This window comes from Pseudomonas sp. B14-6, assembly GCF_013260315.1.
Taxonomy (GTDB): Bacteria; Pseudomonadota; Gammaproteobacteria; order Pseudomonadales; family Pseudomonadaceae; genus Aquipseudomonas; species Aquipseudomonas mandelii.
In genome coordinates, this window is record NZ_CP053929.1 from 4,051,845 (window position 1) to 4,077,856 (window position 26,012).

The window sequence follows — 26,012 nt, forward strand, 5'->3', positions numbered from 1 at the left end:
CCCCTGAACTGCTGCTGATCGGTGTTGCCACAACCCTATGGCTTCACTCCAGTGGCCTACGCCAACCACTTATGCACTTGCGAGGACACTATGGCCCGTTTCGAACTGCAAAAACTTTACATCGATGGCGGTTACTCCGACGCCAGCAGCGACGCCACCTTCGAAGCCATCAACCCGGCTAACGGTGAAGTCCTCGCAACCGTACAGCGTGCGACCAAGGAAGACGTTGAGCGCGCGGTAGTCAGCGCCGAAAAGGGCCAGAAAATCTGGGCCGCGATGACCGCCATGGAGCGTTCGCGCATCCTGCGTCGTGCCGTTGACATCCTGCGCGAGCGCAACGATGAGCTGGCGGCCCTGGAAACACTGGACACCGGCAAGTCGTTCTCCGAAACCAAGTATGTCGACATCGTCACCGGTGCTGACGTGCTGGAGTACTACGCAGGCCTGGTGCCCGCCATCGAAGGCGAGCAGATCCCGCTGCGTACCACGTCGTTCGTCTACACCCGTCGCGAGCCGCTGGGTGTCGTCGCCGGCATCGGCGCGTGGAACTACCCGATCCAGATCGCCCTGTGGAAATCCGCGCCAGCCCTGGCGGCCGGTAACGCGATGATCTTCAAGCCAAGCGAAGTCACTTCCCTGACCACGCTGAAACTGGCCGAGATCTACACCGAGGCAGGCCTGCCAGCCGGCGTGTTCAACGTGTTGACCGGCAGCGGCCGTGAAGTCGGCACCTGGTTGACCGAGCACCCACGCATCGAAAAAATCTCCTTCACCGGCGGCACCGACACCGGCAAGAAGGTCATGGCCAGCGCTTCCGCTTCGTCGCTGAAAGACGTGACCATGGAACTGGGCGGCAAATCCCCGCTGATCATCTTCGACGACGCCGACCTCGATCGCGCCGCCGACACCGCGATGATGGCCAACTTCTACAGTTCCGGTCAGGTCTGCACCAACGGCACTCGCGTGTTCGTCCCGACTCACCTGAAAGCCGCTTTCGAAGCGAAGATCGCTGAGCGCGTTGCGCGCATCCGCATCGGCAACCCGGAAGACGAGAACACCAACTTCGGCCCGCTGGTCAGCTTCGCCCACATGGAAAGCGTGCTGGGTTACATCGCCAAAGGTAAGGAAGAAGGTGCTCGCGTGCTGTGCGGCGGCAATCGTCTGACCGAAGGCGAATTCGCCAAAGGCGCGTTCGTGGCCCCGACCGTGTTCACCGACTGCACCGACGAGATGACCATCGTTCGCGAAGAAATCTTCGGCCCGGTGATGGCGATCCTGACCTACGACACCGAAGAAGAAGTGATCCGTCGTGCCAACGACACCGACTTCGGCCTGGCCGCCGGCATCGTCACCAAGGACCTGAACCGCGCTCACCGCGTGATTCATCAACTGGAAGCCGGTATCTGCTGGATCAACGCCTGGGGCGAGTCCGACGCGAAGATGCCGGTCGGCGGCTACAAGCAGTCCGGTGTTGGTCGTGAAAACGGGATCAGCTCTCTCAATAACTTCACGCGCATCAAGTCCGTGCAAGTCGAACTGGGTGAGTACGTTTCGGTATTTTGATTAGCTGATCCAGCGACAAGCGGCAAGCTTCAAGCTGCAAGTAAAAGCAGTTTGGTTTGCCGCTCCATCTCAACACCGCTCGCTGCTCTCTTGCAGCTTGAAGCTTGAAGCTTGAAACTCCCGGAGGGCCTATGTCCCAAGAATTCGATTACATCATCATCGGTGCCGGCTCGGCCGGTAACACCCTGGCGACCCGTCTGACTGAAGACGAAGGCGTCACCGTCCTGCTGCTCGAAGCAGGCGGCCCGGACTACCGTCTGGATTTCCGCACGCAAATGCCGGCCGCCCTGGCGTTTCCGCTGCAAGGCCGTCGCTACAACTGGGCCTACGAAACCGATCCAGAGCCACACATGGACGGTCGCAAGATGGAATGCGGTCGCGGCAAGGGCCTCGGCGGTTCCTCGCTGATCAACGGCATGTGCTACATCCGCGGCAACGCGATGGACTACGACAACTGGGCCAAGCTTCCAGGTCTTGAAGACTGGGACTACCTGAACTGCCTGCCGTATTTCCGCAAGGCTGAAACCCGCGACATCGGCCCGAACGACTACCACGGTGGCGACGGTCCGGTCAGCGTGACCACGCCGAAAGCCGGCAACAACCCGCTGTTCCACGCGATGGTTGAAGCAGGCGTACAGGCCGGTTACCCGCGCACCGAAGATCTCAACGGTTACCAGCAAGAAGGCTTCGGCCCGATGGACCGCACCGTGACGCCGAACGGCCGCCGCGCCAGCACCGCTCGCGGTTACCTGGACATCGCCAAGAAGCGTTCGACCCTGACCATCGTCACCCACGCCCTGACCGACAAGATCCTGTTCGAAGGCAAGCGTGCCGTTGGCGTGCGTTACCTGATCGGTGCCGCTGAAGAGCGCGTTGAAGCCCGTGCCCGCAAAGAAGTGCTGCTGTGCTCCGGCGCCATCGCTTCGCCGCAGATTCTGCAACGCTCCGGCGTCGGCCCGGCTGAACTGCTGAACAAGCTCGACATCCCGGTGGTCCATGACCTGCCCGGCGTCGGCGAAAACCTGCAGGATCACCTCGAGTTGTACCTGCAATACGCCTGCACCCAACCGGTCTCGCTGTACCCGTCGCTGCTCTGGTACAACCAGCCGGCCATCGGTGCCGAATGGCTGTTCAACGGCACCGGCATCGGCGCCAGCAACCAGTTCGAAGCGGGCGGTTTCATTCGTACCCGCGAAGAATTCGATTGGCCGAACATCCAGTACCACTTCCTGCCGGTCGCGATTAACTACAACGGCAGCAACGGTGTGAAAGAGCACGGTTTCCAGGCGCACATGGGTTCCATGCGTTCGCCGAGTCGTGGTCGCATCCAGGCCAAGTCCAAGGATCCGCGCGAGTACCCGAGCATCCTGTTCAACTACATGGCCACCGAGCAGGACTGGCAGGAATTCCGCGACGGCATTCGCCTGACCCGTGAAATCATGCAACAGCCCGCACTGGACGCTTTCCGTGGCCGCGAAATCAGCCCGGGCATCGACGTGCAAACCGATGAGCAGCTCGACAAGTTCATCCGCGAACACGCCGAAACCGCGTTCCATCCTTCCTGCTCGTGCAAGATGGGCACCGACGAGATGGCCGTGGTCGATGGCGAAGGTCGAGTGCATGGTCTGCAAGCCCTGCGTGTGGTCGATGCCTCGATCATGCCGATCATCACCACCGGCAACCTGAACGCACCAACGATCATGATCGCCGAGAAAATCGCCGACAAGATCCGTGGTCGCCAGCCGTTGCCACGCAGCAAGGCCGATTACTACGTGGCCGGCGATGCGCCGGTGCGTGGCAAGCCGTTGCGGGAAGTGAGCCTTACCGCTCAGTAAGACTTAATACCGAGGTGCGCCCTTCGCGGGCAAATCGAGTCGTCGCACCGCTCGCTCCTACAAGGGAACGCGATTACTTGTAGGAGCGAGGCTTGCCCGCGAAGGGGCCCGACCAAGCAACACATCTCTAACTGACACATACCGGTAATCCCTTCCTACACCGCTCCACCCTTGATCCTACCCCCCGCCCAGGCCTAATCTAGCGCCACGCAAACGTTTCACCCCCCCCTTCGCAACACCGCTGCACCGCCACTCCAGACCAAGGAGGTTCCCGAATGTTCGATTTCCACCCCCAGCTCAAGCAGCGCTTCGCTGCCTTGCGCACGGGCGCTGAATTCTTTTCGCTGCGTTATGTACGCGAGTCCGGCCAGTACCTGTCGGTGCGCAAGAATGTCGCCGAACCTCCGAGCCTGAGCCGTGACGAAGGCGCGATGCTGACCGTGCGTGTCAACGGCGTCGAAGCCTACGCCGCGACCAACGACCTGTCGCAACAAGGCCTGCAAGCCGCACTGGAGAAGGCCGAGCAACAAGCGCGCCGACTCAAGCCCCACGCCCTGCTCGACCTGAGCGCACAGGTGGTCTCCAGCGACCGCGCCGACTACTTTTCGCCGAACCTCGACCAGCCCTTCCCTTCCCTGAGCGATTGCTACCAACTGCTCGGCGCCGAATCCGCATCCGTGCCCAAGGACGAGCGACTGGTGAACTGGGAAGTGAGCATCGGCATCACCCATGTCGAACAGATCTACCTCAGCAACGCCGGTGCCGAACTGCGCCAGGCCCAGCGGTTCGTCTACCCGAGCCTGGAAGTCACGGCCTACGACGGCAACGACAGCCAGACCCGAACCCTGGGCCGCGAGAACTTCGGTCAACAGGGCGGTTTTGATGTGATCAGCCGCTGCGGCCTGGTCGGCGCCGGTCCGAAAATCGCCGATCAGGCGCTGCAATTGCTGCTGGCGCCTAACACCCCGAAAGGCCCGCGTGACCTGCTGCTGATGCCGGACCAGATGATGCTGCAAATCCACGAATCGATTGGCCACCCATTGGAACTGGACCGCATCCTCGGTGACGAGCGCAATTACGCCGGCACCAGTTTCGTCAAGGCAGAAGACTTCGGCAGCCTGCAGTACGGCTCGAAACTGCTGAACGTGACCTTCGACCCGGAGATTCCCGAACAGCTCGCCAGCTATGGCCATGACGACGACGGCACTGCTGCCAGCAAACAATTCCTGATTAAAGAAGGCTTGCTGCTGCGCCCATTGGGCGGCGCGCTGTCGCAGTTTCGCGCGGGCATGGATGGCGTGGCCAACAGCCGCGCCTGCAGCTGGAACCGTCCGCCGATCGATCGCATGGCCAACCTGAACATCGAGGCCGGCGATCAACCGCTGGAGCAAATGATCGGCAACATCGAGCACGGCATCTTGATGAGCACCAACCGGTCCTGGTCCATCGACGATGCCCGCAACAAATTCCAGTTCGGCTGTGAATGGGGCCAACTGATCGAAAACGGCGAACTCAAAGGCGTGGTCAAGAACCCGAACTACCGGGCGATTTCCGCGCAGTTCTGGAAAAACCTCAGCGCCGTTGGCGATGCCAACTCCGTCAAGGTCCTGGGCACGCCGAACTGCGGCAAGGGCGAACCGAACCAGGTGATCCGCGTCGGCCATGCCTCGCCGGCCTGTGTGTTCAGCAACGTTGATGTGTTTGGGGGGATGCCTGATGAGTACTTCAAAAAGTCAGGCCGATGCGTTCAAGGCCTTGGTCAATTGGCTGCGTGATGCGATTCGCGAGCCGGAACAGTTCACTCTAAGTTACGCCGCCGAATCCTCGGCCTTCGTGCGCTTCAACCACGCCAAGGTGCGTCAGGCCGGCCAGGTGCAGCAGGCGAGCGTCGGTTTCAAGCTGATCAACGAGGGTCGGCATGCTGACCTCAACATCACGCTGGCCGGCGATCAGGAAGTCGACCTTCAGCGCCTGGCCGAAGGTCTGCAACAGTTGCGCGAAACCTTGCCGCTGCTGCCGCAGGATCCCTACCTGCTGCTCAACCACAACAGTTGGCAGAGCAAGAACGTGCAGGAGCATCCGCTGCCGGACACCGAGCAGGTCGTGGCTGAAATCACCCAGGCCGCCGAGGGGCTGGATCTGGTCGGCTTCTACGCCGCCGGCCCGATCAGTCGTGGTTTCGCCAGTTCTTCGGGGGCGCTTGGCTGGCATCAGGCCAACAGCTTCAACTTTGATTTCAGTCTGGTCCATGAAAACGGCCAAGCGGTGAAAGCCAGTTACGCCGGGCACGACTGGAACAGCGAAGGTTTTGCCAAGCGCTTTGCGCAGGCGCGTGAGCAGTTGGCATTCCTCGGCAGACCGCAACGCACCCTGGCGCCCGGTCAGTACCGCGCCTATCTGGCACCGGCAGCCCTGGGAGAAATAATGGACATGCTGGGCTGGGGCGGTTTCTCGGCACAGTCGATTGCCACCAAAAGCAGCCCGTTGCAGAAGCTGTATGCGGGCGACAGTGCGTTCAGCCCGTTGGTGTCGGTTGATGAAAAGGTCAGCGGTTCGTTGAGCCCGGCGTTCTCGGGCGAAGGTTATCCGCGCAGCGATCTTGGCTTGATCGTCGAAGGCAAGGCGGGCGCGCAGATGGTCAGTTCACGCAGTGCCGCCGAATACGGCCTGACCGCCAATGGCGCCAGCGGCGGTGAAATGCCGAGTGCTGTGAACATGGCCGCCGGTACGCTGCCCGATGCAGAGATTCTCAAGCAACTGGGCACCGGTCTGTACATCAGCAACCTCTGGTACCTGAACTACTCGGACCAACCGGCGGCACGCCTGACCGGCATGACGCGATTCGCGACGTTCTGGGTCGAGAACGGCGAGATTCAGGCGCCGGTGAGCACCATGCGCTTTGATGACAGTGCTTACAGTCTGCTTGGTTCCCAACTGGAAGCGTTGACCGAGGAGCGTGAGCTTATGTTGTCGGCCAGCACCTACAGCCAGCGGGCCACAGCCTCGGCGTTGTTGCCGGGGGCGCTGATCAGCAAGCTGACCTTGACCCTCTGACACCGATCGTGCCCACGCTCTGCGTGGGAATGCCTCAATGGACGCTCCGCGTCTGCTTCGGCAGGGACGCGGACCGTCCCGGACTGCATTCCCACGCAGAGCGTGGGAACGATCATTAACTCCGACTCACACGAGGTCCCATGCCCAACCGCCCGCCTCTCGACGCTGTCACCGCCCGCTGGGTGCCGTGGGTCGTCGCCATCGCCTTCTTCATGCAGTCCCTCGACGGGACCATCCTCAACACCGCCCTGCCCGCCATGGCCCGGGATCTGGCCGAAGATCCGCTGCGCATGCAGGGCGTGATCATTGCCTACATGCTCACCGTCGCGCTGCTGATTCCTGCCTCAGGCTGGATCGCCGACCGCTTCGGCACCAAGAAAATCTTCTTCGGCGCAATCCTGCTGTTCAGCCTCGGCTCATTGCTCTGCGCCTTGTCGAGCACCCTGAGCATGCTGATCGGTGCCCGAGTGATACAAGGCCTGGGCGGTGCGTTGATGCTGCCGGTCGGGCGGCTGGTGGTGCTGCGCGCCTATCCGCGCTCGGAGCTGGTGCGGATCATGGGCTTCATCACCATTCCCGGCCTGCTCGGCCCGTTGATCGGCCCGACCATGGGCGGCTGGATGGTCGAATACCTGACCTGGCACTGGATCTTCCTGATCAACCTGCCGGTGGGCGCCATCGGCTGCTACGCCGTGTGGAAGTTCATTCCCGACCTGCGCGGCACTGAACGCACGCGCTTCGACAGCCTGGGCTTTTTGCTGTTCGGCGCGGCGATGATTCTGATCACCATCGCCATGGAAGGCCTCGGTGAACTGCACCTGCCGCACTTGCGGGTGATGTTGCTACTGTTCGGCGGCATGGCGTGTCTGGCGGCGTATTGGCTGCGCGCCGGGCGCATCGATAATCCGCTGTTCGCGCCGTCGCTGTTCAAGACCCGGACGTTTGCCGTGGGCATCCTCGGCAACCTGTTCGCCCGCCTGGGCAGCGGCGCCCTGCCGTTCCTCGTGCCGCTGCTGCTGCAAGTGGCGCTGGGTTATTCGCCGTCACAAGCCGGGATGAGCATGTTGCCGCTGGCCGCTGCGGCGATGGTCGCCAAATCGGTGGCGCGTCCGCTGATTGAGCGCCTGGGCTATCGCATCGTGCTCACCGGCAACACCCTGGCGCTGGGGCTGATGCTGGCGAGCATGGGCCTGGTCAGCGAGCAGACGCCGTACTGGCTGCTGCTGGGGATGCTGGCGATTCTCGGCGCGATCAACTCCTTGCAGTTCACCGCCATGAACACCGTGACCCTGATCGACCTTGACGACGCCAGCGCCAGCAGCGGCAACAGCCTGCTGTCGGTGGTCGCGCAATTGTCCCTGAGCCTTGGCGTTGCCTGTGCCGGCGCGTTGCTCGGCGGCTTTACCGCAGAGATCGGCAACGATGGCGTGGACACGGTGCTGGGTGCGTTCCAGCTGACGTTTGTGACGGTCGGAATCATGGCGATGCTGGCCGCGACGATCTTCTCCCAGCTCTCAAAGGAAGACGGACGGCGCGTCAGAAGCCCGGAAGAACACATAGAGCCTTAGTTTCCAGACGATAAGTGCCTGCGCTCGGCGACTTCTCGTCTGGAAACTACGGGCGAATGGCCATGGGACTGATACACTGCGCGACATTTTGTTTTGCAGGCCAGTCCCGTGACCACCATTGCCACCGCTTTTAATACTTTGCCGCTATCCGCCGCCATGCTGGCTAACCTCGACTCTTTGGGTTATGCCGAGATGACGCCGATCCAGGCGCAAAGCTTGCCGGTGATCCTCAAGGGGATGGACCTGATCGCGCAGGCCAAGACCGGTAGCGGCAAGACCGCCGCCTTCGGTGTCGGCCTGCTGAACCCGATCAATCCTCGCTTCTTCGGTTGCCAGGCGCTGGTCATCTGCCCGACTCGCGAGTTGGCCGACCAGGTCGCCAAGGAAATCCGTCGCCTGGCCCGCGCCGAAGACAACATCAAGGTCCTGACCCTGTGCGGCGGCGTGGCTTTCGGCCCGCAGATCGGCTCGCTGGAGCACGGTGCGCACATCATCGTCGGCACCCCTGGTCGGATTCAGCAGCACCTGCGCAAGGGTTCGCTGATTCTCCATGGCCTGAACACGCTGATCCTCGATGAAGCCGACCGCATGCTCGACATGGGTTTCTACGATTCCATCGAAGAAATCATCGCCCAGAGCCCCGAACGTCGCCAGACCCTGCTGTTCTCCGCCACCTATCCGACGGGCATCAAGCAATTGGCGGCGAAATTCATGCGCAACCCGCAGATCGTGAAGGCCGAAGCGTTCCACGACGACACGCAGATTGAGCAGCGCTTCTACGAAATCTCCCCGGAAGAGCGCATGGACGCGGTGGTCAAAGTCCTCGCGCATCACCGTCCGGCGTCCTGCGTCGCCTTCTGCTTCACCAAGCAGCAGGTTCAGGAAACCGTCGATCACCTGACCTCCAAAGGCATTTCCGCCGTCGGCCTGCACGGCGATCTGGAACAGCGTGACCGTGACCAGGTGCTGGCCATGTTCGCCAACCGCAGTACTTCGGTACTGGTCGCCACCGACGTTGCCGCTCGTGGCCTGGACATCGATGCGCTGGACATGGTGATCAACGTCGAGCTGGCCCGTGACTCGGAAATCCACATTCACCGTGTCGGCCGTACCGGTCGTGCTGGCGAGAAAGGCATTGCGATCAGCTTGGTCGCGCCGTCCGAAGCGCACCGCGCCCAGGCCATCGAGCTCCTGCAGAAGTCGCCGTTGAGCTGGGATCAGCTGGACAACCTCAAATCCCAGGGCGGCGCACCGCTGCTGCCAGTGATGAGCACGCTGGTCATCGGCGCAGGCCGTAAAGACAAAGTGCGTCCGGGCGACATTCTGGGTGCACTGACGGGCGATGCCGGTATTCCGGGCGCTCAGGTCGGCAAGATCGCGATTTTCGACTTCCAGGCATATGTGGCTGTTGAACGCGGGATCGCCAAGCAAGCCTTGCAGCGTCTGAACGACGGCAAGATCAAAGGCCGTTCGTTGCGCGTTCGTATCCTCTAAGAACGCCGCAACTCCCCCCTGCCTGATCGTTCCCACGCTCCGCGTGGGAATGCATCCCGTGACGCTCCGCGTCACAGAGCGGACGCAGAGCGTCCATGGCGGCATTCCCCCGCAGAGCGTGGGAACGATCAATATAAGCTCCTGTGTGAGGACACCGTTTTGCGCTCTACCGAAGTCGTGATCATTGGCGCTGGCGCCGCAGGGTTGATGTGTGCGCTGACCGCCGCCGGACGTGGGCGCAAGGTCATGTTGCTCGACCATGCGAACAAGGCCGGCAAGAAAATCCTGATGTCGGGCGGTGGCCGCTGCAATTTCACCAACATGTACACAGAACCGGGCAATTTCCTCTCGCAAAATGAACACTTCTGCAAATCCGCACTGGCGCGCTATACCCAGTGGGATTTCATCGGCATGGTCGCCAAACACGGCGTGCCGTATCACGAGAAGAAACTCGGCCAACTGTTCTGCGATAACAAATCCAGCGACATCCTTGAGATGCTCCTCACCGAATGCGATCAGGTCGGCGTCAGCCTGCACCTGGACACCTCGATCCAGACCATCGAAAAGCTCGAAAGCGGTTACTTGCTCGACACGACGCTCGGTCAACTGACCTGTGAATCCCTGGTCATCGCCACGGGTGGTCTGTCGATTCCGACCCTGGGCGCCACCGGTTTCGGTTATCAGGTCGCCAAGCAGTTCGGTCACGACCTGCTACCGACCCGTGCCGGCCTGGTGCCGTTCACCATCACCGATCAGCTCAAGGAACTGTGCACCGAGCTGTCCGGCACATCGGTGGATTGCCTGGTGAGCTGCAACGACCAGAGCTTTCGCGAGAACATCCTGTTCACCCATCGCGGCCTCAGTGGCCCGGCGATTTTGCAGATTTCCTCGTTCTGGGAATCCGGCGACACGGTCGAGATCAACTTGATGCCGGACCACGACGTGCCGAGCTGGCTGCAACAGCAGCAAGCCGAACGCCCGAACAGCGAGTTGAAAACCCTGCTTGGCGAAATCTTCACCAAGAAGATGGCCAACTTGCTGGCGGACAACTGGTTCGTCTCCAAACCGATGAAGCAATACACCCACGCGGAAATCGCCGACATCGCCGAAAAACTGGCGAGCTGGAAAGTGGTTCCTGCCGGCACCGAGGGCTATCGCACTGCGGAAGTGACTTTGGGCGGTGTCGACACTCATGAAGTGTCATCCAAGACCATGGAATCGCTGAAAAGCCCTGGCCTGTATTTCATCGGTGAAGTGCTCGACGTCACCGGACACCTGGGCGGCTTCAACTTCCAATGGGCCTGGGCCTCGGGTTATGCCGCCGCGCAGTACGTCTGATACACCGCGTCATCGTTTTTCGTGGGCAAGTCGGATCGCGAAGGCGTCCGAACAGACAACACTGAACAATCAAGGAACAGATTTTGCTGTCAGATGTGATCGGCGCCATTGCGTCGGCGTCATTACTGGCTCAATTTAGCGGCATTGCCTCGGAAGGCCTTCGCACTTCATGTCATCGACCTCATTTCGTCAGTCGCTGCGCCGTCTCTGGGCGCTGGATAAATTCAGCTACAGCGTGCGGGTGTTCATCGCCCTGACCGGCAGCATGGCCGTCTGTTGGTATCAGGATGAAATGGGGCTTCTGATCCCTTTGTTCCTGGGGATCATCGCCAGCGCCCTGGCCGAGACCGACGACAGTTGGCAGGGCCGCCTCAACGCGCTGGCCGTGACGCTGGTGTGCTTCAGCGTCGCCGCCCTCTCCGTCGAATTGCTGTTCCCCTACCCCATCGTTTTTGTCATCGCCCTGGCCCTCGCCAGTTTCGGCCTGACCATGCTCGGCGCCCTCGGCGAACGCTATGGCGCGATTGCCTCGGCGACGTTGATTCTGTCGGTCTACACCATGATCGGCGTGGATCAGCGCGGCGGCGCGGTCACCGATTTCTGGCACGAACCGGTGCTGCTGGTGGCCGGCGCCGCCTGGTACGGCTTGCTCTCGGTGCTGTGGCAGGCGTTGTTTTCCAACCAGCCGGTGCAGCAGAGCCTGGCTCGGTTGTTCCGTGAACTGGGTTTTTACTTGAAGCTGAAATCGTCGCTGTTCGAGCCGATTCGGCAGATGGACGTGGAAGCACGCCGACTGGAACTGGCGCAGCAAAACGGTCGAGTTGTCGCGGCACTCAACGCTGCCAAGGAAATTATCCTGCACCGGGTCGGCAATGGACGACCGGGTTCGAAAGTCAGCCGCTACCTCAAGCTGTACTTCCTCGCTCAGGACATCCACGAGCGCGCCAGTTCTTCGCACTACCCTTACAACGCGCTGGCCGAGGCGTTCTTTCACAGCGACGTGCTGTTCCGTTGCCAGCGTCTGCTACGCCAGCAAGGCAAAGCCTGCCGGGCGCTGGCGGAATCGATCCAGATGCGCCAGCCGTTCATCTATGACGCCAGCTTCGCCGAAGCGTTGAGCGACCTGCACGCCTCCATCGAACACTTGCGCATCCAGAGCAACCCGGCCTGGCGCGGTCTGTTGCGCTCTTTGCGGGCATTGGCCGCCAACCTCGGCACCCTCGACCGTTTGCTCAGCGATGCCAGCAACCCCGACGCTCTGGCCGACGCCACCGACAGCAGCCTGCTCGACCGCTCGCCGCGCAACCTCAAGGATGTATGGATTCGCTTGCGCACGCAGCTGACGCCGACCTCGCTGCTGTTCCGCCATGCACTGCGCCTGCCCCTGGCCTTGAGCATCGGCTACGGCATGGTGCACTTGATTCACCCCTCGCAAGGTTACTGGATCATCCTCACCACGCTGTTTGTCTGCCAGCCAAACTACGGCGCCACTCGACGCAAACTGGGCCAACGGATCATCGGCACCGCGATTGGCCTGACGGTGGCCTGGGCGCTGTTCGATCTGTTCCCCAATCCGCTGGTCCAGTCGTGCTTCGCGATCGCAGCCGGAGTGGTGTTCTTTATCAACCGCACCACGCGCTACACGTTGGCAACCGCCGCGATTACCTTGATGGTGCTGTTCTGCTTCAATCAGGTCGGTGATGGTTACGGGCTGTTCCTGCCGCGGCTGTTCGACACCTTGCTCGGCAGCTTGATCGCCGGGCTCGCAGTGTTCCTGTTCCTGCCGGACTGGCAGGGCCGACGCCTGAACAAAGTGCTGGCCAATACCCTGACCTGCAACAGCATTTACCTGCGCCAGATCATGCAGCAATACGCCGCCGGCAAAAGCGACGACCTGGCCTATCGCCTGGCGCGACGCAATGCGCACAACGCTGATGCGGCATTGTCGACGACACTGGCCAACATGCTCATGGAGCCAGGGCATTTCCGTAAGGAAGCGGATGTCGGGTTTCGCTTCCTGGTGCTGTCGCACACGTTGCTCAGCTACTTGTCGGGATTGGGTGCGCACCGTGAAACCCAGTTACCGGCGGATGTTCGCGAGCATTTGATCGACGGCGCGGGCGTGAGCCTGGCGGCCAGCATCGACGAGATCGCCCAAGGGTTGGCGAGCAAACAGCCAATTGCGATTCAGAGCGATGCCGAAGAGGCGCTGGCCAATGAGTTGGAGCAAATGCCGGACGAGATCGATGAAGGGCAGCGGCTGGTACAGACGCAGTTGGCGTTGATCTGCCGGCAGTTGGGGCCGTTGCGGACGTTGGCGGCGCATCTGATCAAGGACACCAGTGAAGCCTGAGATCTGTAGTGACAGGTCGGGACCCATCGCGAGCAGGCTCGCTCCCACAGATTCGGTGCAAATCCTGTGGGAGCGAGCCTGCTCGCGATAGGGCCATCAGCCACACCGAAGCTTACATCCCATGCTGCTTCATCAACCGCTCATAACTGCCATCAGCCTTCATCTCCGCAATCTCGCGATCGAAACCGGCGACGATCTGTTCATGCTGCGGATTTTTCAGGCTGACCAATATGTGCAAGCTGTTCTCGCTCAATGCCTTGGGCAGGAACTCCACGGCATTACGCACCTTGGATGATTCCCGAGCCAGGTAATAACGGGCGACGTATTCGTCTTCCAGCGTCAACTTGACCCGGTCTGCCGCGACCATGCGCACGGCCATGGCGAAGTTATGCACGGGGACTTTCTGCAACGACACGTCCTCATCGAATTCCGGTGAATAGGCATAACCGCGCACCACTGCAATCGGGTAAGTGTGCAATTGCTGCAAGTTGTTGTATTCGATGGGCGCGTCTTTACGCTTGAGAAAACGCACGCGGTTGAGCAGGTATTCGCCGGAAAACTGGCCCAGCTTGGTGCGCTCGTCGGTGTACCAGGCGTTGACCAGCACGTCGTAACGGCCTTCACCGACGCCGAGCAACGCTCGCGCCCAGGGCACCTGCTCGAAATCACTGGCGTAACCGGCCCGTGCCAGCGCAGTGCTGACAATGTCAGTGGCCAAGCCACCGTTGACCAGCGTGGCGTCGGTAAACGGTGGCCAGGCGTCGGCGACCAGACGCAGCTTCTCCGCTGCCGCGCTCTGTGTCAGCAACAGCAGCACGATCAAAGCAAACGCTCGATGCAATCGCGGCATGCTAGAAAATCCTTAGCGGGCGGGCTGCCCGACGCATTTTTCTGCCAAAACTCCAAGACACATGTATCAGCACCCAAGTACTCAACATTAGCTCATTGAAGCCACTGCACTGCGCTCAATCGCAGATTACACAAAGAAGACAGTGCCGCGAGAAATGAATGATGGCATTTTGGCCTTCGTCACAGATTGCTCCGTCATAAAGACATATATCGCCGGGACGCTTAGTATCCGAAGGACGTTGCTCAAGGAAAGTGAAGATGACAATCGATTGGGTCTGCAAACACCACAGCGATCTGGGGAAAGAGCAGCTGTACGCCATTCTCCAGTTGCGCGCAGAAGTGTTCGTCGTCGAACAGAAATGCGCTTATCAGGATGTCGATGGCCAGGATCTGGAAGGGGACACCTGCCATTTGATGGGGTGGGATGGGGATCGGCTGGTGGCCTATCTGCGCTTGCTCGACCCGGAAACGCAGGGCGGCGACGTGGTGATCGGGCGGGTGATTATCGCGCCTGGCGCCCGTGGCACCGGGCTGGGGCACGAGTTGATGGCCCAGGCGTTGAAGCAGGCCGCGAAACGCTGGCCCGAGGTGCCGATCTATCTATCGGCCCAGGCGCATTTGCAGGGGTATTACGGGCGGTACGGGTTTGTGGTGTCGGGTGAGGAGTTTCTGGAGGATGACATTCCGCATATCGGGATGCGTCGCCCTTAAGGGCCCTATCGCGAGCAGGCTCGCTCCCACAGGGGACCGCGGTCAAATGTGGGAGCGAGCCTGCTCGCGATGGCGTCAGCTGTATCATCGAAGAACTCAGGGATACTCGAGCACCGCTTTAATCTGCCGCAGATTCCGCTCGATCCATCCCCGATCAATCGCCCCCCACTCGCGAATCCGATAGCGCCCCGCATGGTTGCGCGCGCCCTCTTCCTGCTCGAACTCGCAAATGATGTCCAGGTCCGCCAATGCGGCAATTGTGTCCTGCGCCGTGCGCCGGGGCATGCCGGTTGCTTCGGTCAGCGCCGGGACGCTGCTGGCCAACCCGCTGTCGATCAGGTAGGCCACGTACAACCGGCGATAAAAGCTGCTCTTGGTCTTGCTTACATCCATTCAAACACTCCCTTTACTGCATATCCCGCCACGTCAGGTACACCCGCAGATCAAATTCCACCTGGTGATACCCCGGCAACATGTGTTCGCAGAGCTTGTAGAACGCCTTGTTGTGATCCGACTCTTTAAAGTGCGCCAGCTCATGCACGACGATCATTTTCAGAAACTCGGAGGGTGCTTCCTTGAACAACGAGGCCACCCGGATTTCCTTCTTGGACTTGAGCTTGCCGCCCTGCACCCGCGAGATTGTCGTGTGCAGGCCAAGGGCGCGATGGGTCAGGTCGAGGCGGTTGTCGAACAGCACCTTGTCGATGGCCGGCGCGTTGCGCAGGTATTCCTGCTTGAGGTCCAGCGCGAAGGTGTACAGCGCCTTGTCGCTCTGCACCGCGTGTTTTTCCGGGTAGCGCTTGCTCAGGTAGTCGCCCAGCCGACCTTCGGTGATCAGCTGGCGCACCTGGTCCTGCAACGCAGCGGGATAGGCCTGGAGGTATTTCAACGCGGTCATCAGGGTCGGCAACACGAATCACGAAAAGGTCGCCAGTGTAGCGAATTCAGCGGATCAGCGCGCTCCAGTCAAACGGCGTCACAAAGTCGCCGGCATCCTCGGCCATCATCGGCCGCCCCACCAGAAAACCTTGCACGTACTGGCAGCCGTTGGCTTGCAGCCATTCATATTGCGCGATGGTTTCCACCCCTTCGGCAATCACCAGCATCCCGTATTGCTTGCACAGGTCGATCACATTGCGCACCAGCGCCGCGTCCCGTTCTGACGCCGGCAATCGGGCGATCAAATGCCGATCAAACTTGAGCGTGTCCAGTTCCAGATCGCGCAGATGCGCCAGCGAGCACGGTCCGGAGCCGAAGTCATCCAGCGCCACCCGCACTCCAAGATTGCGCAGCAAGCGCAGGGTCTTGCGGGTTTCTTCGGGGTTTTGCATCAACGCTTCTTCCGTCACTTCGACTTCCAGATAACGCGGCTGCAAGCCGTGACGCTCCAGCACCTGGCGCAATTCAGTGACCAGGTTGGGCATGCCGAACTGGGTGCTGCTCAAACTGACGCCCAGCACCAGGTCTTCGGCAAACAAGGTTTCCCACGCTTTGCGCTGGCCGGCCCCGCGATGGTAAATCCAGCTGCCCAGACGACTGATCAGCCGCGCCTCTTCCAGCAACGGCAAAAACAGCCCCGGCGGCACGTCACCGACGCTCGGGTGCTGCCAACGCAGCAGCGCTTCGAAACCACGAATCTGCCCGCTGTCTATCGCCACCTGCGGCTGATACACGAGGTTGAAATCACGGTTCTCAATGGCGGTGCGCACGCTATCTTCGAGCATCAGCCGCGAGCGCGCCCGGCCATTCATGTCGTGATCGTAGAAACGGTATTGCTGACGGCCCGCCCGTTTGGCTTCGTACATGGCAATGTCCGACGCACGCAGCAAGCCGTCGAGGTTCGAACCGCAATCCGGGTACGTGGCGATGCCGATGCTGGCGCCCAAGGCGATATCCAGACCATCAATCTGCTGACAGATCGACACCCGCTCAATGAGCTTCTCGGCGATCTTCGCCGCTTGCTCCGGGAACTCCAGATCCAGCAGCGCCGTGAACTCATCGCCGCCCATGCGCGCCAGAATGTCAAAGGGCCGCAGACAGGCTTTCAATTGCTCCGACACCCAGCGCAGCACCCGGTCGCCGGCATCGTGGCCGAGGGAATCGTTGACGCGCTTGAAGCCGTCGAGGTCCAGGTACAGCAGCACCCAGGCGCTGTCGGACCGTTCACCGCGCAACAGCAGATTCTCCACCGTCTGGTAGAAACCGCGACGATTGAGCAGCCCGGTCAGCGGATCCGTCACCGCCTGGAATTCCAGTTGCTGATGCAGATGGCGCACCACCGACATATCCAGCACCGTCACCACCATCGCATGTTGTTCGCTAGGCAATGGCGCACAAGACAGCGCCACCGGCACTTGCTGGCCGGGCGCCGTTCGCAGCAACGCGTCGTGCAGGCGCAGGGTTTCGCCGCGCCGGTAACCGGTATAAAAGTCAGAGTCCGCCCAGACCGGGATGTGCGGCTTTTGCAGGAAATCCAGAAACTCTTTGCCTTGCAGGTCTTGCACCGTGGCATTGAGCAACCGGGACATCGCCGGGTTGGCAAAGCGGATCACACCGTCCTCACCCACCACCAGGATGCCTTCGGCGGCGTTGTCCAGCACCGAGGCATTAAACGCGCGAGCGACCTCCAGATCGTGGCTCAGGCGCTGCAAGGCACGGCGATTGCGTTGATGCTCGAGCAACGCCTGAACTTTGGGCTTGAGAATTTGCGGGTCGAACGGCTTGAACAGGTAATCCACCGCACCACTGGCATAGCCCTTGATCACGGCGTCCTGGGACTGTTCGTTAGCGGTCAGGAAAATAATCGGTGTGAGACGGGTTCGCTGACTGCCGCGCATCAGGCGCGCCACTTCAAAACCATCCATGCCCGGCATCTGCACATCCAGCAGCACCAGGTCGACATCGTGTTCGAGCAACAGACTGAGCGCTTCGAAACCGGAAGCTGCGGTAATGACCTGCCAATCCTGGCGCTGGAGCAACGCGCGCAAGCTGATCAGGTTTTCAGGGTAATCATCGACGATTAAAAGGATCGAGCTGCCTTCAGCTGGCGTGGGGTGCGCGCATTCCATGCTGCTTCTCTTATTTCGGGGCGTCAGGCCAGTCTCTCGTGAAAACCGGCCAAATACTGAGCCTTCACTCTAGACCGGGATCCGCAAAAGCAGAAGCTGCCAGTGCGCCATCATTTAACCATCACGTACATTTGCCGACTAACGGTCGCTTCTACAGCCCCCTGAAACCGGGGAAGATGGCCTTTTGACAGGATTTTGACGCCATCCATCTGTCATTTTCGCATTAACAAATTGAACTTCTACGCTTATAAGGATGGCCCCCAAGGCCCGCGCCAGAGCTTCTGGCACGGGCGTGCAGCAAAAAAAATCGTGGAAGCTTTTGACTATGATCGATCTCGCAACCTGGAACCTTAGTGTTCCTGTCGGCAGTCCGCCGTACACCGTTGACACCCCCAAACTGGTGAACGGCTTCAAGGATCAATACTTCCACTCCGACACCGGCACCCTGTTTTTCTGGTCCCCGGTCACCGGCTCCAAAACTGCAAATGCAAAATACCCCCGCACCGAACTGCGCGAAACCTACAGCAACGGCACCCTGAAAAACTGGCTTTACCCGGACGCCGACAACTCCCTGCGCGCCACCCTCGCAGTCAACCAGGTACCGAGCACTGGCAAAATCGTCATCGGCCAGATCCACGCCTATGAAAGCCAGAAACCCATGGTGAAGCTCGAGTATCAGTACAAGACCAGCACGCAATCGGGCAACATCGTCGCCAAGGTGCGCATGCGCCCGGATGACGACGAAGGCCGGATCATCACCATCGCCACCGGGGTGAAACTTGACCGGGAGTTCTCCTACCTCATCCACCTGAGCCCGGGCGGCGCGCTGGGCATCAGTGCGGCGGGGTATCAGTGGGACACCGACATCAGCGCGACGTGGCGGGACAAGCCGCTGTATTTCAAGGCCGGGGTCTATGTGCAAGACCACACCGGGTACACCAGCGAAGGTGGGAAAGTGACGTTCAGCAAGTTGGATATTGATCACGATAAGTAAGAACACCTCTGCCCCTGTAGCAGTTGTCGAGCAACGCGAGGCTGCGTTCGAGGATGAAGTCCTCTCAATCTCGACAGCTGCTACATCGTCCGAAAAACGCGTAGGACGCCTCTGACTGTGGCGAGGGAGCTTGCTCCCGCTGGGCTACGAAGTAGCCCAAAATCCTGCCACCTGATTCCCACAGACACACCACGCCACCGATTCACGGCGCCCACGTCGCCGAATGGGAACGAGTGCCCTTGCCACAATGACCGCGTACACGTCCTACAGCCCGGTTGCGGCTACCCGAATCGCTGTCTTCTAAAGTTGGCCTGTCGCTGACATTGTTAGCGATAGGGTTTCGCAGCCCTGACGATACGTGTAGTAACCTAGCGCCTCGAAAAAAGGGGCACGTAAACGCTCGCCCTCCTTTGTTATGGTGGCTGTGTGTGGGAGACCTTCGGGTCTGCCGGGTTCCTCGTATCCTCGGTCTGCGAACCCGACTACCCCGTGCTGCTCATCGACAACGACGCCCCATTACGCGAACTCCACAACTGCGTCAGCGAACGCCTCAACGCCGTCCTCAAATATTTGAATCTGATGGCGTGCACCAGCCTGCCGGACTACGCCGAGAACGACATCAACACCGTCACCAACATTGCCCGGAGCATGGTTCAGGACGTCGCCGACGTTTTTGGGGTCATTGAACAGCGCGGATTTGATACACCTAAGCAGCAGTAAAAATCAGGCAATAAAAACCCGCATCACTGCGGGTTTTTACTTAAATCAAGATAAAAATCATGGCGGACCGAAATACTCACAGCCGGCCCGCAGCGCGCCCTGACTTTCATCTCGCTTTTGCTGTTATCTGCGGAACACGCAGGTCCTTTATAGTTTTTACTAAGATCTCTTTATCATGATCAGTGCCAACCAACGTCAACTTCAGCTTATTATCTTCAGACGAAACAAAAAGACCTGACAATGTGGTGCCATCATCCAGAGTCACATCAATCCGCTCCCCGCCATTCAGCGAACTCAATCGAGCCGGAATAGAAAGTTGAGCATTACTCCCGCCAAATTTACTATTTTCCATGACCCTGCTCTCCTTCAATAATAGTAAAAAGAAACCGACCAGCCTTATGCTTCATCAAAGAAAGGGGACAGATTTATTTAACACTTCCCTTCCTTTTCTCTCGGTTACGCATTAAACAATAGGTGGCAGCCAGCATTAAATCACCTGTAATAAATGACAGTTTTTTATACATTTTTGCGATAACGCAGTTAACTAAAAAGCAAGCGACAACTCGAAGCAAACAAAGCAAACAAAGCAAACAAAGGGGACATATTTATTTAATCGATTATCTGCTGCTATGCTTCACCCATCACTACAAGGACGTAGGAGGCTATATGCCCAGAATGGGACGAGTTGTTTTACCCAATTATCCGCATCATGTCGTGCAACGAGGCCACAACAGGCAGGTCGTGTTCGCCGAGCCAGGCGACTTCCAGCGCTACCTCGAAGATCTGCGAGAGCTCAAAACGCTATACGACGTTAAAGTCTATGCCTTCTGCTTGATGACCAATCATGTCCATCTACTACTCGCACCAGGTAACTCCGTTGCGAGTCTCGGACAATTGATGAAAGGCCTGGCAGGCCGCATGACGCGCTATCGCAACAAGCTGGAAGGACGCTCCGGAACCTTGTGGGAGAGCCGATACAAATCCAGCGTGGTTCAGACCGACACCTATTTGCTGGCTTGTAGTCGATACATCGAGCTAAATCCGGTGCGAGCGCAAATGGTACAGCGTGCACAGGATTACCCTTGGTCGAGTCTGCACCTTCGCCTCAACGAAGCAGCCGGAAATCATTGGCTTGATGAAGATCTTTGCTTTACCGAACTGGGCAACACTCACGCCGAGCGCCTTGCCCGCTATACCTCATTTATGGAACAAACGATTCCTTCCACAGAGTTGCAGTTGATCAGAGGCGCCCTTCAGCGCGGACAGCTGACGGGCAATCCCCGATTCACAGATGAGATTGAAAAAATCACCGGTTTGCGAATCTCACATCGAGTGCAAGGCAGACCTGCAAAACGACTCGAACAGAAGAACGCCGGGGACGATTATTAAATAAATCTGTCCCCTTTAAGTTAAAGAAAACGACTTTCAGAGAGCAAACAAAGGGACGGTCAAATAGATCCGCCCCCTTTTTTTCAGATCTTCATTTATGCTGTCTTTCCAAGACTTGCACTAAACACCGTGGCACCGCCGCCAAAATACGAAACAGTACCTTGCAGCAGTGAATAAGTTTTATCAGGCGACATTAATTTCATCTCATAACTCGGAGAGTCGTCACGAGATGCCAATACCAGATTAATAACAACCTTTGTATTGGGCTGACTCATATAATAAAAATTACCCCTTACATCATAGACCTTCCCCGCATACTCATATGTTCCGCCATTTATAATATCGCGACTAGCATCTGAGTCTGTGATCTTCAGAATAGCTTTGCTGTCACCATCTCCGCCTTCATATGCTCCATTCAACATTATATTAATCTCCATAATTGCAAATCAACAGAGCTAGCGAAATGAGTTCATTCACATCGCTTGCCCCTTGGATACGGCATATGAACGATATGTCAAAATAACTTGCGGATCACCTGTAACAAATTACAGTTATTTATACAATTTCGAAATAACAAAAAGCGCGAAACACATGCTATCGCAACAATACCAAGACAACGCGACCACTTAGGAACTATTCCAAAAATCAAGGTCGTACAAGATAAACATTATCGAGACAGAAAAATCGAATCAATTACGACTTCCTTACAAGCAAAAAACCCGCCTCTCGGCGGGTTTCTTATGCGACTCAAACGCTAAAAACTTAGTTAACCTTAGCGTTCAACTCACCCTTCAAATAACGCTGGTACATCGCTTCCAGCGAGATCGGCTTGATCTTCGAAGCGTTGCCAGCGGTACCGAATGCTTCGTAACGAGCGATACACACATCACGCATGGCAGTCACAGTCGCGCCGAAGAACTTGCGCGGATCGAACTCGCTCGGGTTGGTCGCCATCAACCGACGCATCGCACCGGTGGAAGCCAAACGCAGGTCAGTATCGATATTGACCTTACGCACGCCGTGCTTGATGCCTTCAACGATCTCTTCAACCGGCACGCCGTAGGTTTCTTTGATGTCGCCGCCGTACTGGTTGATGATCGCCAGCCACTCTTGCGGAACCGAAGAAGAACCGTGCATCACCAAGTGGGTGTTCGGGATGCGCTTGTGGATTTCTTTGATGCGGTCGATGGCCAGCACGTCGCCGGTAGGTGGCTTGGTGAATTTGTACGCGCCGTGGCTGGTGCCGATGGCGATGGCCAGGGCGTCGACCTGGGTGCGTTTGACGAAGTCAGCGGCTTCTTCCGGGTCGGTCAGCATCTGGCTGTGATCCAGAACGCCTTCGGCGCCGATGCCGTCTTCTTCACCGGCCATGCCGGTTTCCAGCGAACCCAGGCAGCCCAGCTCGCCTTCTACCGAGACGCCGCAGGCATGAGCCATGGCCACGGTTTGTTGGGTGACACGGACGTTGTAGTCGTAGTCAGTCGGGGTCTTGCCGTCTTCGCCCAGGGAACCGTCCATCATTACCGAGCTGAAGCCCAGCTGGATGGAGCGCTGGCAGACGTCAGGGCTGGTGCCGTGGTCCTGGTGCATGCACACCGGGATGTGCGGGAATTCTTCGATGGCGGCCAGGATCAGGTGACGCAGGAACGGTGCGCCGGCGTATTTGCGAGCACCGGCCGAGGCCTGGACGATCACCGGGGAGTCAGTCTTGTCAGCGGCTTCCATGATGGCGCGCATCTGCTCAAGGTTGTTGACGTTGAAGGCTGGAACGCCGTAGCCGAACTCGGCTGCGTGGTCCAGCATCTGGCGCATGCTGATAAGTGCCATTGTGTGTGTCTCTCCCGGTTTGGGTCGTTAATCGTGCCAGCCTGCCGGAGCGGCGGCGGCTATTCAAGTTATTGCAGATCGGGGGTTGGCCCGGGCTGCGAATTCGGTGTTGCTCAAATCTTGAGAACCTGCACAGATCCACTGTGGGAGCGAGCCTGCTCGCGAATGCGGTTTCACATTCAATCTTGATGCAAGCTGATCCACCGCTTTCGCGAGCAGGCTCGCTCCCACATTTGGATCTGCTCCCACATTGGATCTGTGGTGTGTCAATTACTGCGCTTTACAACCGCGGCCAATCAAATCATTGGTGGCGACCCAGTACACCAGGCCTTCCTCACCTTTTACGTGAAACGCCAGCATGTCGTTGCTGTACAGCGAACCTTCGGCGCCCGGTTCAAGCTTCAAGCGGTAGACCTGATCGGCCCCGCCGAGGCGCACGTCGACTTCCTTGCGGCTGTCGTCGGTGTAGCGCCAGAGCACTTTGGCCTGGCTGTCGCAGGTCCAGGTGGTCCAGTTGTCCGTCGATTCGGCAGGCTTGAACAGGTTGAAATTCGAGCAACCGGCCAGCAATGCCAACGCCGTAACGGCGATAAAACCTTTCATCCATGTTCCTCGACTGACGGCGCACGCCGCCAGCCCTGAGTAAAGTGTCTGACCCGTCAAGGGCAACCATGTTCCTTGGCCGGGGTCTGGGTCTCGTATTTCTCCAGGCCATCAGGCCCGGAACGCTTGTTGATCACAGGATTGGTTTCCGCTTGCCAGTCGGCCTGGTAGCAGCCTTTTTCCACTGACTGCGGCGCAGGTTCCGGCTTGGCTTTCGGGTTACTCCCGCAAGCCACCAGCATACCCGCGGCGATCAACAGCGCTAATGGCTTGACCATGAGAACACTCCTTTGCGTGGCCAAATGAATGACCTCAGCCCTTGGCCCGGCTTTCCAGGACTTCAACGGCAGGCAAGACCTTGCCTTCCACGAACTCGAGGAACGCGCCGCCGCCGGTAGAAATGTAGGAGATCTGGTCGGCAACGCCATATTTATCGATGGCAGCCAGGGTGTCGCCGCCGCCAGCGATGGAGAACGCCGAGCTTTCCGCGATGGCCTGGGCCAGCACTTTGGTGCCGTTACCGAACTGGTCAAATTCGAACACGCCCACCGGACCGTTCCACAGGATGGTCTTGGACGACTTCAGCAGCTCGGCGAAATTCGCCGCGGTCTGCGGGCCGATGTCCAGGATCATGTCGTCGGCGGCTACGTCAGCAATCAGCTTGACGGTGGCGGTCGCGCTTTCAGCGAATTCCTTGGCCACCACGACATCGACCGGCAGCGGCACGCTGACCTTGGCGGCGATGGCGCGAGCGGTGTCCAGCAGGTCCGGCTCGTACAGCGACTTGCCGACCGGGTGACCGGCAGCGGCCAGGAAGGTGTTGGCGATACCGCCGCCGACAATCAGCTGGTTGCAGATCTGGCTCAGGCTGTTCAGGACGTCGAGTTTGGTGGAGACCTTGGAACCGGCAACGATGGCAGCCATCGGCTGGGCCGGGGCGCCAAGGGCTTTGCCCAGTGCGTCCAGCTCAGCTGCCAGCAGCGGGCCAGCGGCGGCGACTTTGGCGAACTTGGCCACGCCATGGGTCGAACCCTCGGCGCGGTGAGCGGTGCCGAAGGCGTCCATCACGAACACATCGCACAGGGCGGCGTATTGCTGGGCCAGTTCGTCAGCGTTCTTTTTCTCGCCTTTGTTGAAGCGCACGTTTTCGAACAGCACGATGTCGCCCGCTTTCACGTCAACGCCGCCCAGGTAATCGGCGACCAGCGGCACTTCGCGGCCCAGGGCCTTGCTCAGGTAGTCAGCGACTGGCTTGAGGCTGTTCTCGGCTGAGAATTCGCCTTCGGTCGGACGACCAAGGTGCGAGCAGACCATCACGGCCGCGCCTTTTTCCAGGGCCAGCTTGATGGTCGGCAGCGAAGCCAGGATTCGCGCATCGCTGGTGACAACACCGTCCTTGACTGGGACGTTGAGGTCTTCGCGGATCAGTACGCGCTTACCTTGCAGATCGAGGTCGGTCATCTTCAACACGGTCATGGGTCGCAATTCCTGGGTTACTGTTTTTTGGAAATAGCTGTTTGCAGATAGTGTTCTGCAACGTCCAGCATTCGGTTGGCAAAACCCCATTCGTTGTCGAACCAGGCCAGGATGTTCACCAGCCGTGGGCCGGAAACTCGGGTCTGACTGGCATCGACGATGGCCGAATGTGGGTCATGGTTGAAATCACAGCTTGCATGGGGAAGCTCGGTGTAGGCCAGAAGGCCTTTGAGCGGGCCGCTGGTGGCAGCCTCGCGCAGAATCCGGTTGACCTCGGTGGCGTCGGTGTCGCTGACGGTCTGCATCGTAATGTCGAGGCAAGACACGTTAACCGTCGGCACCCGCACGGCTTTGGCCTGAATTCGCCCGGCAAGTTCCGGCAGCAGGCGTTCGATGCCACGTGCCAGACCAGTGGACACCGGAATCACCGACTGGAACGCCGAACGCGTGCGGCGCAGGTCTTCGTGATGATAGGCGTCGATGACCGGCTGATCGTTCATTGCCGAGTGAATGGTGGTGATCGACACGTATTCCAGACCAATGGCCTGATCCAGCAGGCGCAACAGCGGAACGCCGCAGTTGGTGGTGCAGGACGCGTTGGACACCAGCAGCTCATCGCCGGTCAGGCAATCCTGGTTTACGCCGTAGACGATGGTGGCGTCGACATCCGCCTCACTGGCCATCGGCTGGGAAAACAGCACGCGGGGTGCGCCGGCGTCGAGGAAACGCTGGCCATCGGCACGCGTGTGGTAAGCGCCGGAGCACTCCAGCACCAGATCGACGCCCAGGGACGCCCAATCGATGCCTTCGGGGGTGGCACTGCGCAGGACTTTCACGCAGTCACCATTAATATGCAGACAATCGCCCTCTACTCGCACTTCGCCGGGAAAGCGCCCGTGAGTGGAGTCGAAGCGTGTCAGGTATTCGATGCTGGCCATGTCAGCCAGATCGTTGATCGCAACAATTTCAAACCCGGCCGCCGAGCCTCGCTCAAACAACGCACGCAAGACGCAACGACCAATCCGGCCGTAGCCGTTGAGTGCAACTTTGTAAGGACGCGGTTGAGGCATGGGGTTCTCGATGAAGCTTGGGAATGAGGTTGCCAGGACTGCCGCCTTCGCGGGCAAGCCCGCTCCTACAGGTCTTCAGTTGTCTTGAAAACAACGCGAC

At 59.2% G+C, this 26,012-nt stretch carries 22 protein-coding genes and 1 pseudogene; 12 read left to right on the plus strand and 11 right to left on the minus strand.

What is annotated here, in order from left to right; translation table 11 throughout:
- The first annotated feature begins 90 nt into the window (after positions 1–90).
- From betB to yccS, 8 genes and pseudogenes are all read left to right on the plus strand, one after another.
- A complete protein-coding gene (gene betB, locus HP062_RS18590) occupies positions 91–1,563 on the plus strand; it encodes a betaine-aldehyde dehydrogenase (protein WP_010466983.1) in 1,473 nt (490 codons plus the stop codon).
- Positions 1,564–1,694: 131 nt separating this feature from the next.
- The gene (gene betA, locus HP062_RS18595) at positions 1,695–3,398 is read left to right on the plus strand and encodes a choline dehydrogenase (protein ID WP_077747261.1); all 1,704 of its coding nucleotides are present in this window, start codon (positions 1,695–1,697) and stop codon (positions 3,396–3,398) included.
- A gap of 275 nt (positions 3,399–3,673) precedes the next feature.
- Positions 3,674–5,107: pseudogene (locus tag HP062_RS18600) on the plus strand (TldD/PmbA family protein); the annotation flags it as partial.
- A 7-nt stretch (positions 5,108–5,114) separates the two neighbouring features.
- On the plus strand, positions 5,115–6,452 hold the full coding sequence (locus HP062_RS18605; protein WP_083375595.1) for a TldD/PmbA family protein: 1,338 nt from the start codon (positions 5,115–5,117) through the stop codon (positions 6,450–6,452).
- A 140-nt stretch (positions 6,453–6,592) separates the two neighbouring features.
- Positions 6,593–8,020, plus strand: a complete 1,428-nt coding sequence (gene mdtD / locus HP062_RS18610; RefSeq protein ID WP_154912926.1) for a multidrug transporter subunit MdtD — start codon at positions 6,593–6,595, stop codon at positions 8,018–8,020.
- Between the two features lie 156 nt (positions 8,021–8,176).
- Positions 8,177–9,514: an ATP-dependent RNA helicase DbpA gene (gene dbpA, locus HP062_RS18615; RefSeq protein WP_229801809.1), complete on the plus strand. Its 1,338-nt coding sequence runs from the start codon at positions 8,177–8,179 to the stop codon at positions 9,512–9,514.
- A 159-nt stretch (positions 9,515–9,673) separates the two neighbouring features.
- Positions 9,674–10,852, plus strand: coding sequence for an NAD(P)/FAD-dependent oxidoreductase (locus HP062_RS18620; protein WP_077747258.1), 1,179 nt, complete (start codon positions 9,674–9,676; stop codon positions 10,850–10,852).
- A gap of 169 nt (positions 10,853–11,021) precedes the next feature.
- A complete protein-coding gene (gene yccS / locus HP062_RS18625; RefSeq protein WP_172791860.1) occupies positions 11,022–13,205 on the plus strand; it encodes a YccS family putative transporter in 2,184 nt (727 codons plus the stop codon).
- A 112-nt stretch (positions 13,206–13,317) separates the two neighbouring features.
- Here yccS and HP062_RS18630 read toward each other — a convergent pair whose 3' ends face one another.
- Positions 13,318–14,055 carry an ABC transporter substrate-binding protein gene (locus HP062_RS18630; RefSeq protein WP_010466971.1) on the minus strand — a complete coding sequence of 246 codons (738 nt, stop codon included), beginning with the start codon at positions 14,053–14,055 and terminating at the stop codon, positions 13,318–13,320.
- A gap of 257 nt (positions 14,056–14,312) precedes the next feature.
- On the opposite strand from HP062_RS18630, the gene HP062_RS18635 reads away from it, so the two are divergent.
- Positions 14,313–14,765, plus strand: a complete 453-nt coding sequence (locus tag HP062_RS18635; RefSeq protein ID WP_172791861.1) for a GNAT family N-acetyltransferase — start codon at positions 14,313–14,315, stop codon at positions 14,763–14,765.
- A gap of 96 nt (positions 14,766–14,861) precedes the next feature.
- Here HP062_RS18635 and HP062_RS18640 read toward each other — a convergent pair whose 3' ends face one another.
- From HP062_RS18640 to HP062_RS18650, 3 genes are read right to left on the minus strand one after another with little or no spacing between them, the layout of a single operon-like run.
- On the minus strand, positions 14,862–15,158 hold the full coding sequence (locus HP062_RS18640) for a helix-turn-helix domain-containing protein (RefSeq protein ID WP_010466964.1): 297 nt from the start codon (positions 15,156–15,158) through the stop codon (positions 14,862–14,864).
- A gap of 13 nt (positions 15,159–15,171) precedes the next feature.
- Entirely contained in the window at positions 15,172–15,663 is a 492-nt protein-coding gene (locus tag HP062_RS18645; RefSeq protein ID WP_010466956.1) for a M48 family metallopeptidase, read from the minus strand.
- 46 nt (positions 15,664–15,709) lie between these two features.
- Positions 15,710–17,833, minus strand: a complete 2,124-nt coding sequence (locus HP062_RS18650) for a bifunctional diguanylate cyclase/phosphodiesterase (RefSeq protein WP_077747257.1) — start codon at positions 17,831–17,833, stop codon at positions 15,710–15,712.
- A gap of 325 nt (positions 17,834–18,158) precedes the next feature.
- On the opposite strand from HP062_RS18650, the gene HP062_RS18655 reads away from it, so the two are divergent.
- The gene (locus HP062_RS18655) at positions 18,159–18,827 is read left to right on the plus strand and encodes a polysaccharide lyase family 7 protein (protein ID WP_077747256.1); all 669 of its coding nucleotides are present in this window, start codon (positions 18,159–18,161) and stop codon (positions 18,825–18,827) included.
- Positions 18,828–19,253: 426 nt separating this feature from the next.
- Positions 19,254–19,547 (plus strand): fructose-bisphosphate aldolase, encoded by a 294-nt coding sequence (locus tag HP062_RS18660; RefSeq protein WP_102593722.1) that lies wholly within the window; start codon positions 19,254–19,256, stop codon positions 19,545–19,547.
- A 106-nt stretch (positions 19,548–19,653) separates the two neighbouring features.
- Here HP062_RS18660 and HP062_RS18665 read toward each other — a convergent pair whose 3' ends face one another.
- Positions 19,654–19,899: a hypothetical protein gene (locus HP062_RS18665; RefSeq protein WP_172791862.1), complete on the minus strand. Its 246-nt coding sequence runs from the start codon at positions 19,897–19,899 to the stop codon at positions 19,654–19,656.
- A gap of 314 nt (positions 19,900–20,213) precedes the next feature.
- Between HP062_RS18665 and HP062_RS18670 the strand changes: the two genes are divergently transcribed.
- Positions 20,214–20,936, plus strand: coding sequence for a transposase (locus tag HP062_RS18670; protein ID WP_102593720.1), 723 nt, complete (start codon positions 20,214–20,216; stop codon positions 20,934–20,936).
- 95 nt (positions 20,937–21,031) lie between these two features.
- On the opposite strand, the gene HP062_RS18675 is transcribed toward HP062_RS18670, so the two are convergent.
- The 6 genes from HP062_RS18675 to epd form a co-directional block, all read right to left on the minus strand.
- Positions 21,032–21,358: a hypothetical protein gene (locus tag HP062_RS18675; RefSeq protein WP_010466945.1), complete on the minus strand. Its 327-nt coding sequence runs from the start codon at positions 21,356–21,358 to the stop codon at positions 21,032–21,034.
- A 340-nt stretch (positions 21,359–21,698) separates the two neighbouring features.
- A complete protein-coding gene (gene fba, locus HP062_RS18680) occupies positions 21,699–22,763 on the minus strand; it encodes a class II fructose-bisphosphate aldolase (protein WP_008081027.1) in 1,065 nt (354 codons plus the stop codon).
- 270 nt (positions 22,764–23,033) lie between these two features.
- Positions 23,034–23,366 carry an MliC family protein gene (locus HP062_RS18685; protein ID WP_077747251.1) on the minus strand — a complete coding sequence of 111 codons (333 nt, stop codon included), beginning with the start codon at positions 23,364–23,366 and terminating at the stop codon, positions 23,034–23,036.
- A gap of 56 nt (positions 23,367–23,422) precedes the next feature.
- The gene (locus HP062_RS18690; RefSeq protein WP_010466937.1) at positions 23,423–23,644 is read right to left on the minus strand and encodes a hypothetical protein; all 222 of its coding nucleotides are present in this window, start codon (positions 23,642–23,644) and stop codon (positions 23,423–23,425) included.
- Between the two features lie 34 nt (positions 23,645–23,678).
- The gene (locus HP062_RS18695; RefSeq protein ID WP_077747250.1) at positions 23,679–24,842 is read right to left on the minus strand and encodes a phosphoglycerate kinase; all 1,164 of its coding nucleotides are present in this window, start codon (positions 24,840–24,842) and stop codon (positions 23,679–23,681) included.
- A 17-nt stretch (positions 24,843–24,859) separates the two neighbouring features.
- The gene (gene epd, locus HP062_RS18700; RefSeq protein ID WP_010466935.1) at positions 24,860–25,912 is read right to left on the minus strand and encodes an erythrose-4-phosphate dehydrogenase; all 1,053 of its coding nucleotides are present in this window, start codon (positions 25,910–25,912) and stop codon (positions 24,860–24,862) included.
- Between the last annotated feature and the right edge of the window lie 100 nt (positions 25,913–26,012).

What these genes read in the sequence shown, in the direction of transcription:
- betB (WP_010466983.1), top strand. Translation starts at nt 91, where the DNA reads ATGGCCCGTTTCGAACTGCAAAAACTTTACATCGATGGCGGTTACTCC.
- betA (WP_077747261.1), top strand. Translation starts at nt 1,695, where the DNA reads ATGTCCCAAGAATTCGATTACATCATCATCGGTGCCGGCTCGGCCGGT.
- HP062_RS18605 (WP_083375595.1), top strand. Translation starts at nt 5,115, where the DNA reads ATGAGTACTTCAAAAAGTCAGGCCGATGCGTTCAAGGCCTTGGTCAAT.
- mdtD (WP_154912926.1), top strand. Translation starts at nt 6,593, where the DNA reads ATGCCCAACCGCCCGCCTCTCGACGCTGTCACCGCCCGCTGGGTGCCG.
- dbpA (WP_229801809.1), top strand. Translation starts at nt 8,177, where the DNA reads ATGCTGGCTAACCTCGACTCTTTGGGTTATGCCGAGATGACGCCGATC.
- yccS (WP_172791860.1), top strand. Translation starts at nt 11,022, where the DNA reads ATGTCATCGACCTCATTTCGTCAGTCGCTGCGCCGTCTCTGGGCGCTG.
- HP062_RS18630 (WP_010466971.1), bottom strand. Translation starts at nt 14,055, where the DNA reads ATGCCGCGATTGCATCGAGCGTTTGCTTTGATCGTGCTGCTGTTGCTG.
- HP062_RS18635 (WP_172791861.1), top strand. Translation starts at nt 14,313, where the DNA reads ATGACAATCGATTGGGTCTGCAAACACCACAGCGATCTGGGGAAAGAG.
- HP062_RS18640 (WP_010466964.1), bottom strand. Translation starts at nt 15,158, where the DNA reads ATGGATGTAAGCAAGACCAAGAGCAGCTTTTATCGCCGGTTGTACGTG.
- HP062_RS18645 (WP_010466956.1), bottom strand. Translation starts at nt 15,663, where the DNA reads ATGACCGCGTTGAAATACCTCCAGGCCTATCCCGCTGCGTTGCAGGAC.
- HP062_RS18650 (WP_077747257.1), bottom strand. Translation starts at nt 17,833, where the DNA reads ATGGAATGCGCGCACCCCACGCCAGCTGAAGGCAGCTCGATCCTTTTA.
- HP062_RS18655 (WP_077747256.1), top strand. Translation starts at nt 18,159, where the DNA reads ATGATCGATCTCGCAACCTGGAACCTTAGTGTTCCTGTCGGCAGTCCG.
- HP062_RS18665 (WP_172791862.1), bottom strand. Translation starts at nt 19,899, where the DNA reads ATGGAAAATAGTAAATTTGGCGGGAGTAATGCTCAACTTTCTATTCCG.
- HP062_RS18670 (WP_102593720.1), top strand. Translation starts at nt 20,214, where the DNA reads ATGCCCAGAATGGGACGAGTTGTTTTACCCAATTATCCGCATCATGTC.
- HP062_RS18675 (WP_010466945.1), bottom strand. Translation starts at nt 21,358, where the DNA reads ATGTTGAATGGAGCATATGAAGGCGGAGATGGTGACAGCAAAGCTATT.
- fba (WP_008081027.1), bottom strand. Translation starts at nt 22,763, where the DNA reads ATGGCACTTATCAGCATGCGCCAGATGCTGGACCACGCAGCCGAGTTC.
- HP062_RS18685 (WP_077747251.1), bottom strand. Translation starts at nt 23,366, where the DNA reads ATGAAAGGTTTTATCGCCGTTACGGCGTTGGCATTGCTGGCCGGTTGC.
- HP062_RS18690 (WP_010466937.1), bottom strand. Translation starts at nt 23,644, where the DNA reads ATGGTCAAGCCATTAGCGCTGTTGATCGCCGCGGGTATGCTGGTGGCT.
- HP062_RS18695 (WP_077747250.1), bottom strand. Translation starts at nt 24,842, where the DNA reads ATGACCGTGTTGAAGATGACCGACCTCGATCTGCAAGGTAAGCGCGTA.
- epd (WP_010466935.1), bottom strand. Translation starts at nt 25,912, where the DNA reads ATGCCTCAACCGCGTCCTTACAAAGTTGCACTCAACGGCTACGGCCGG.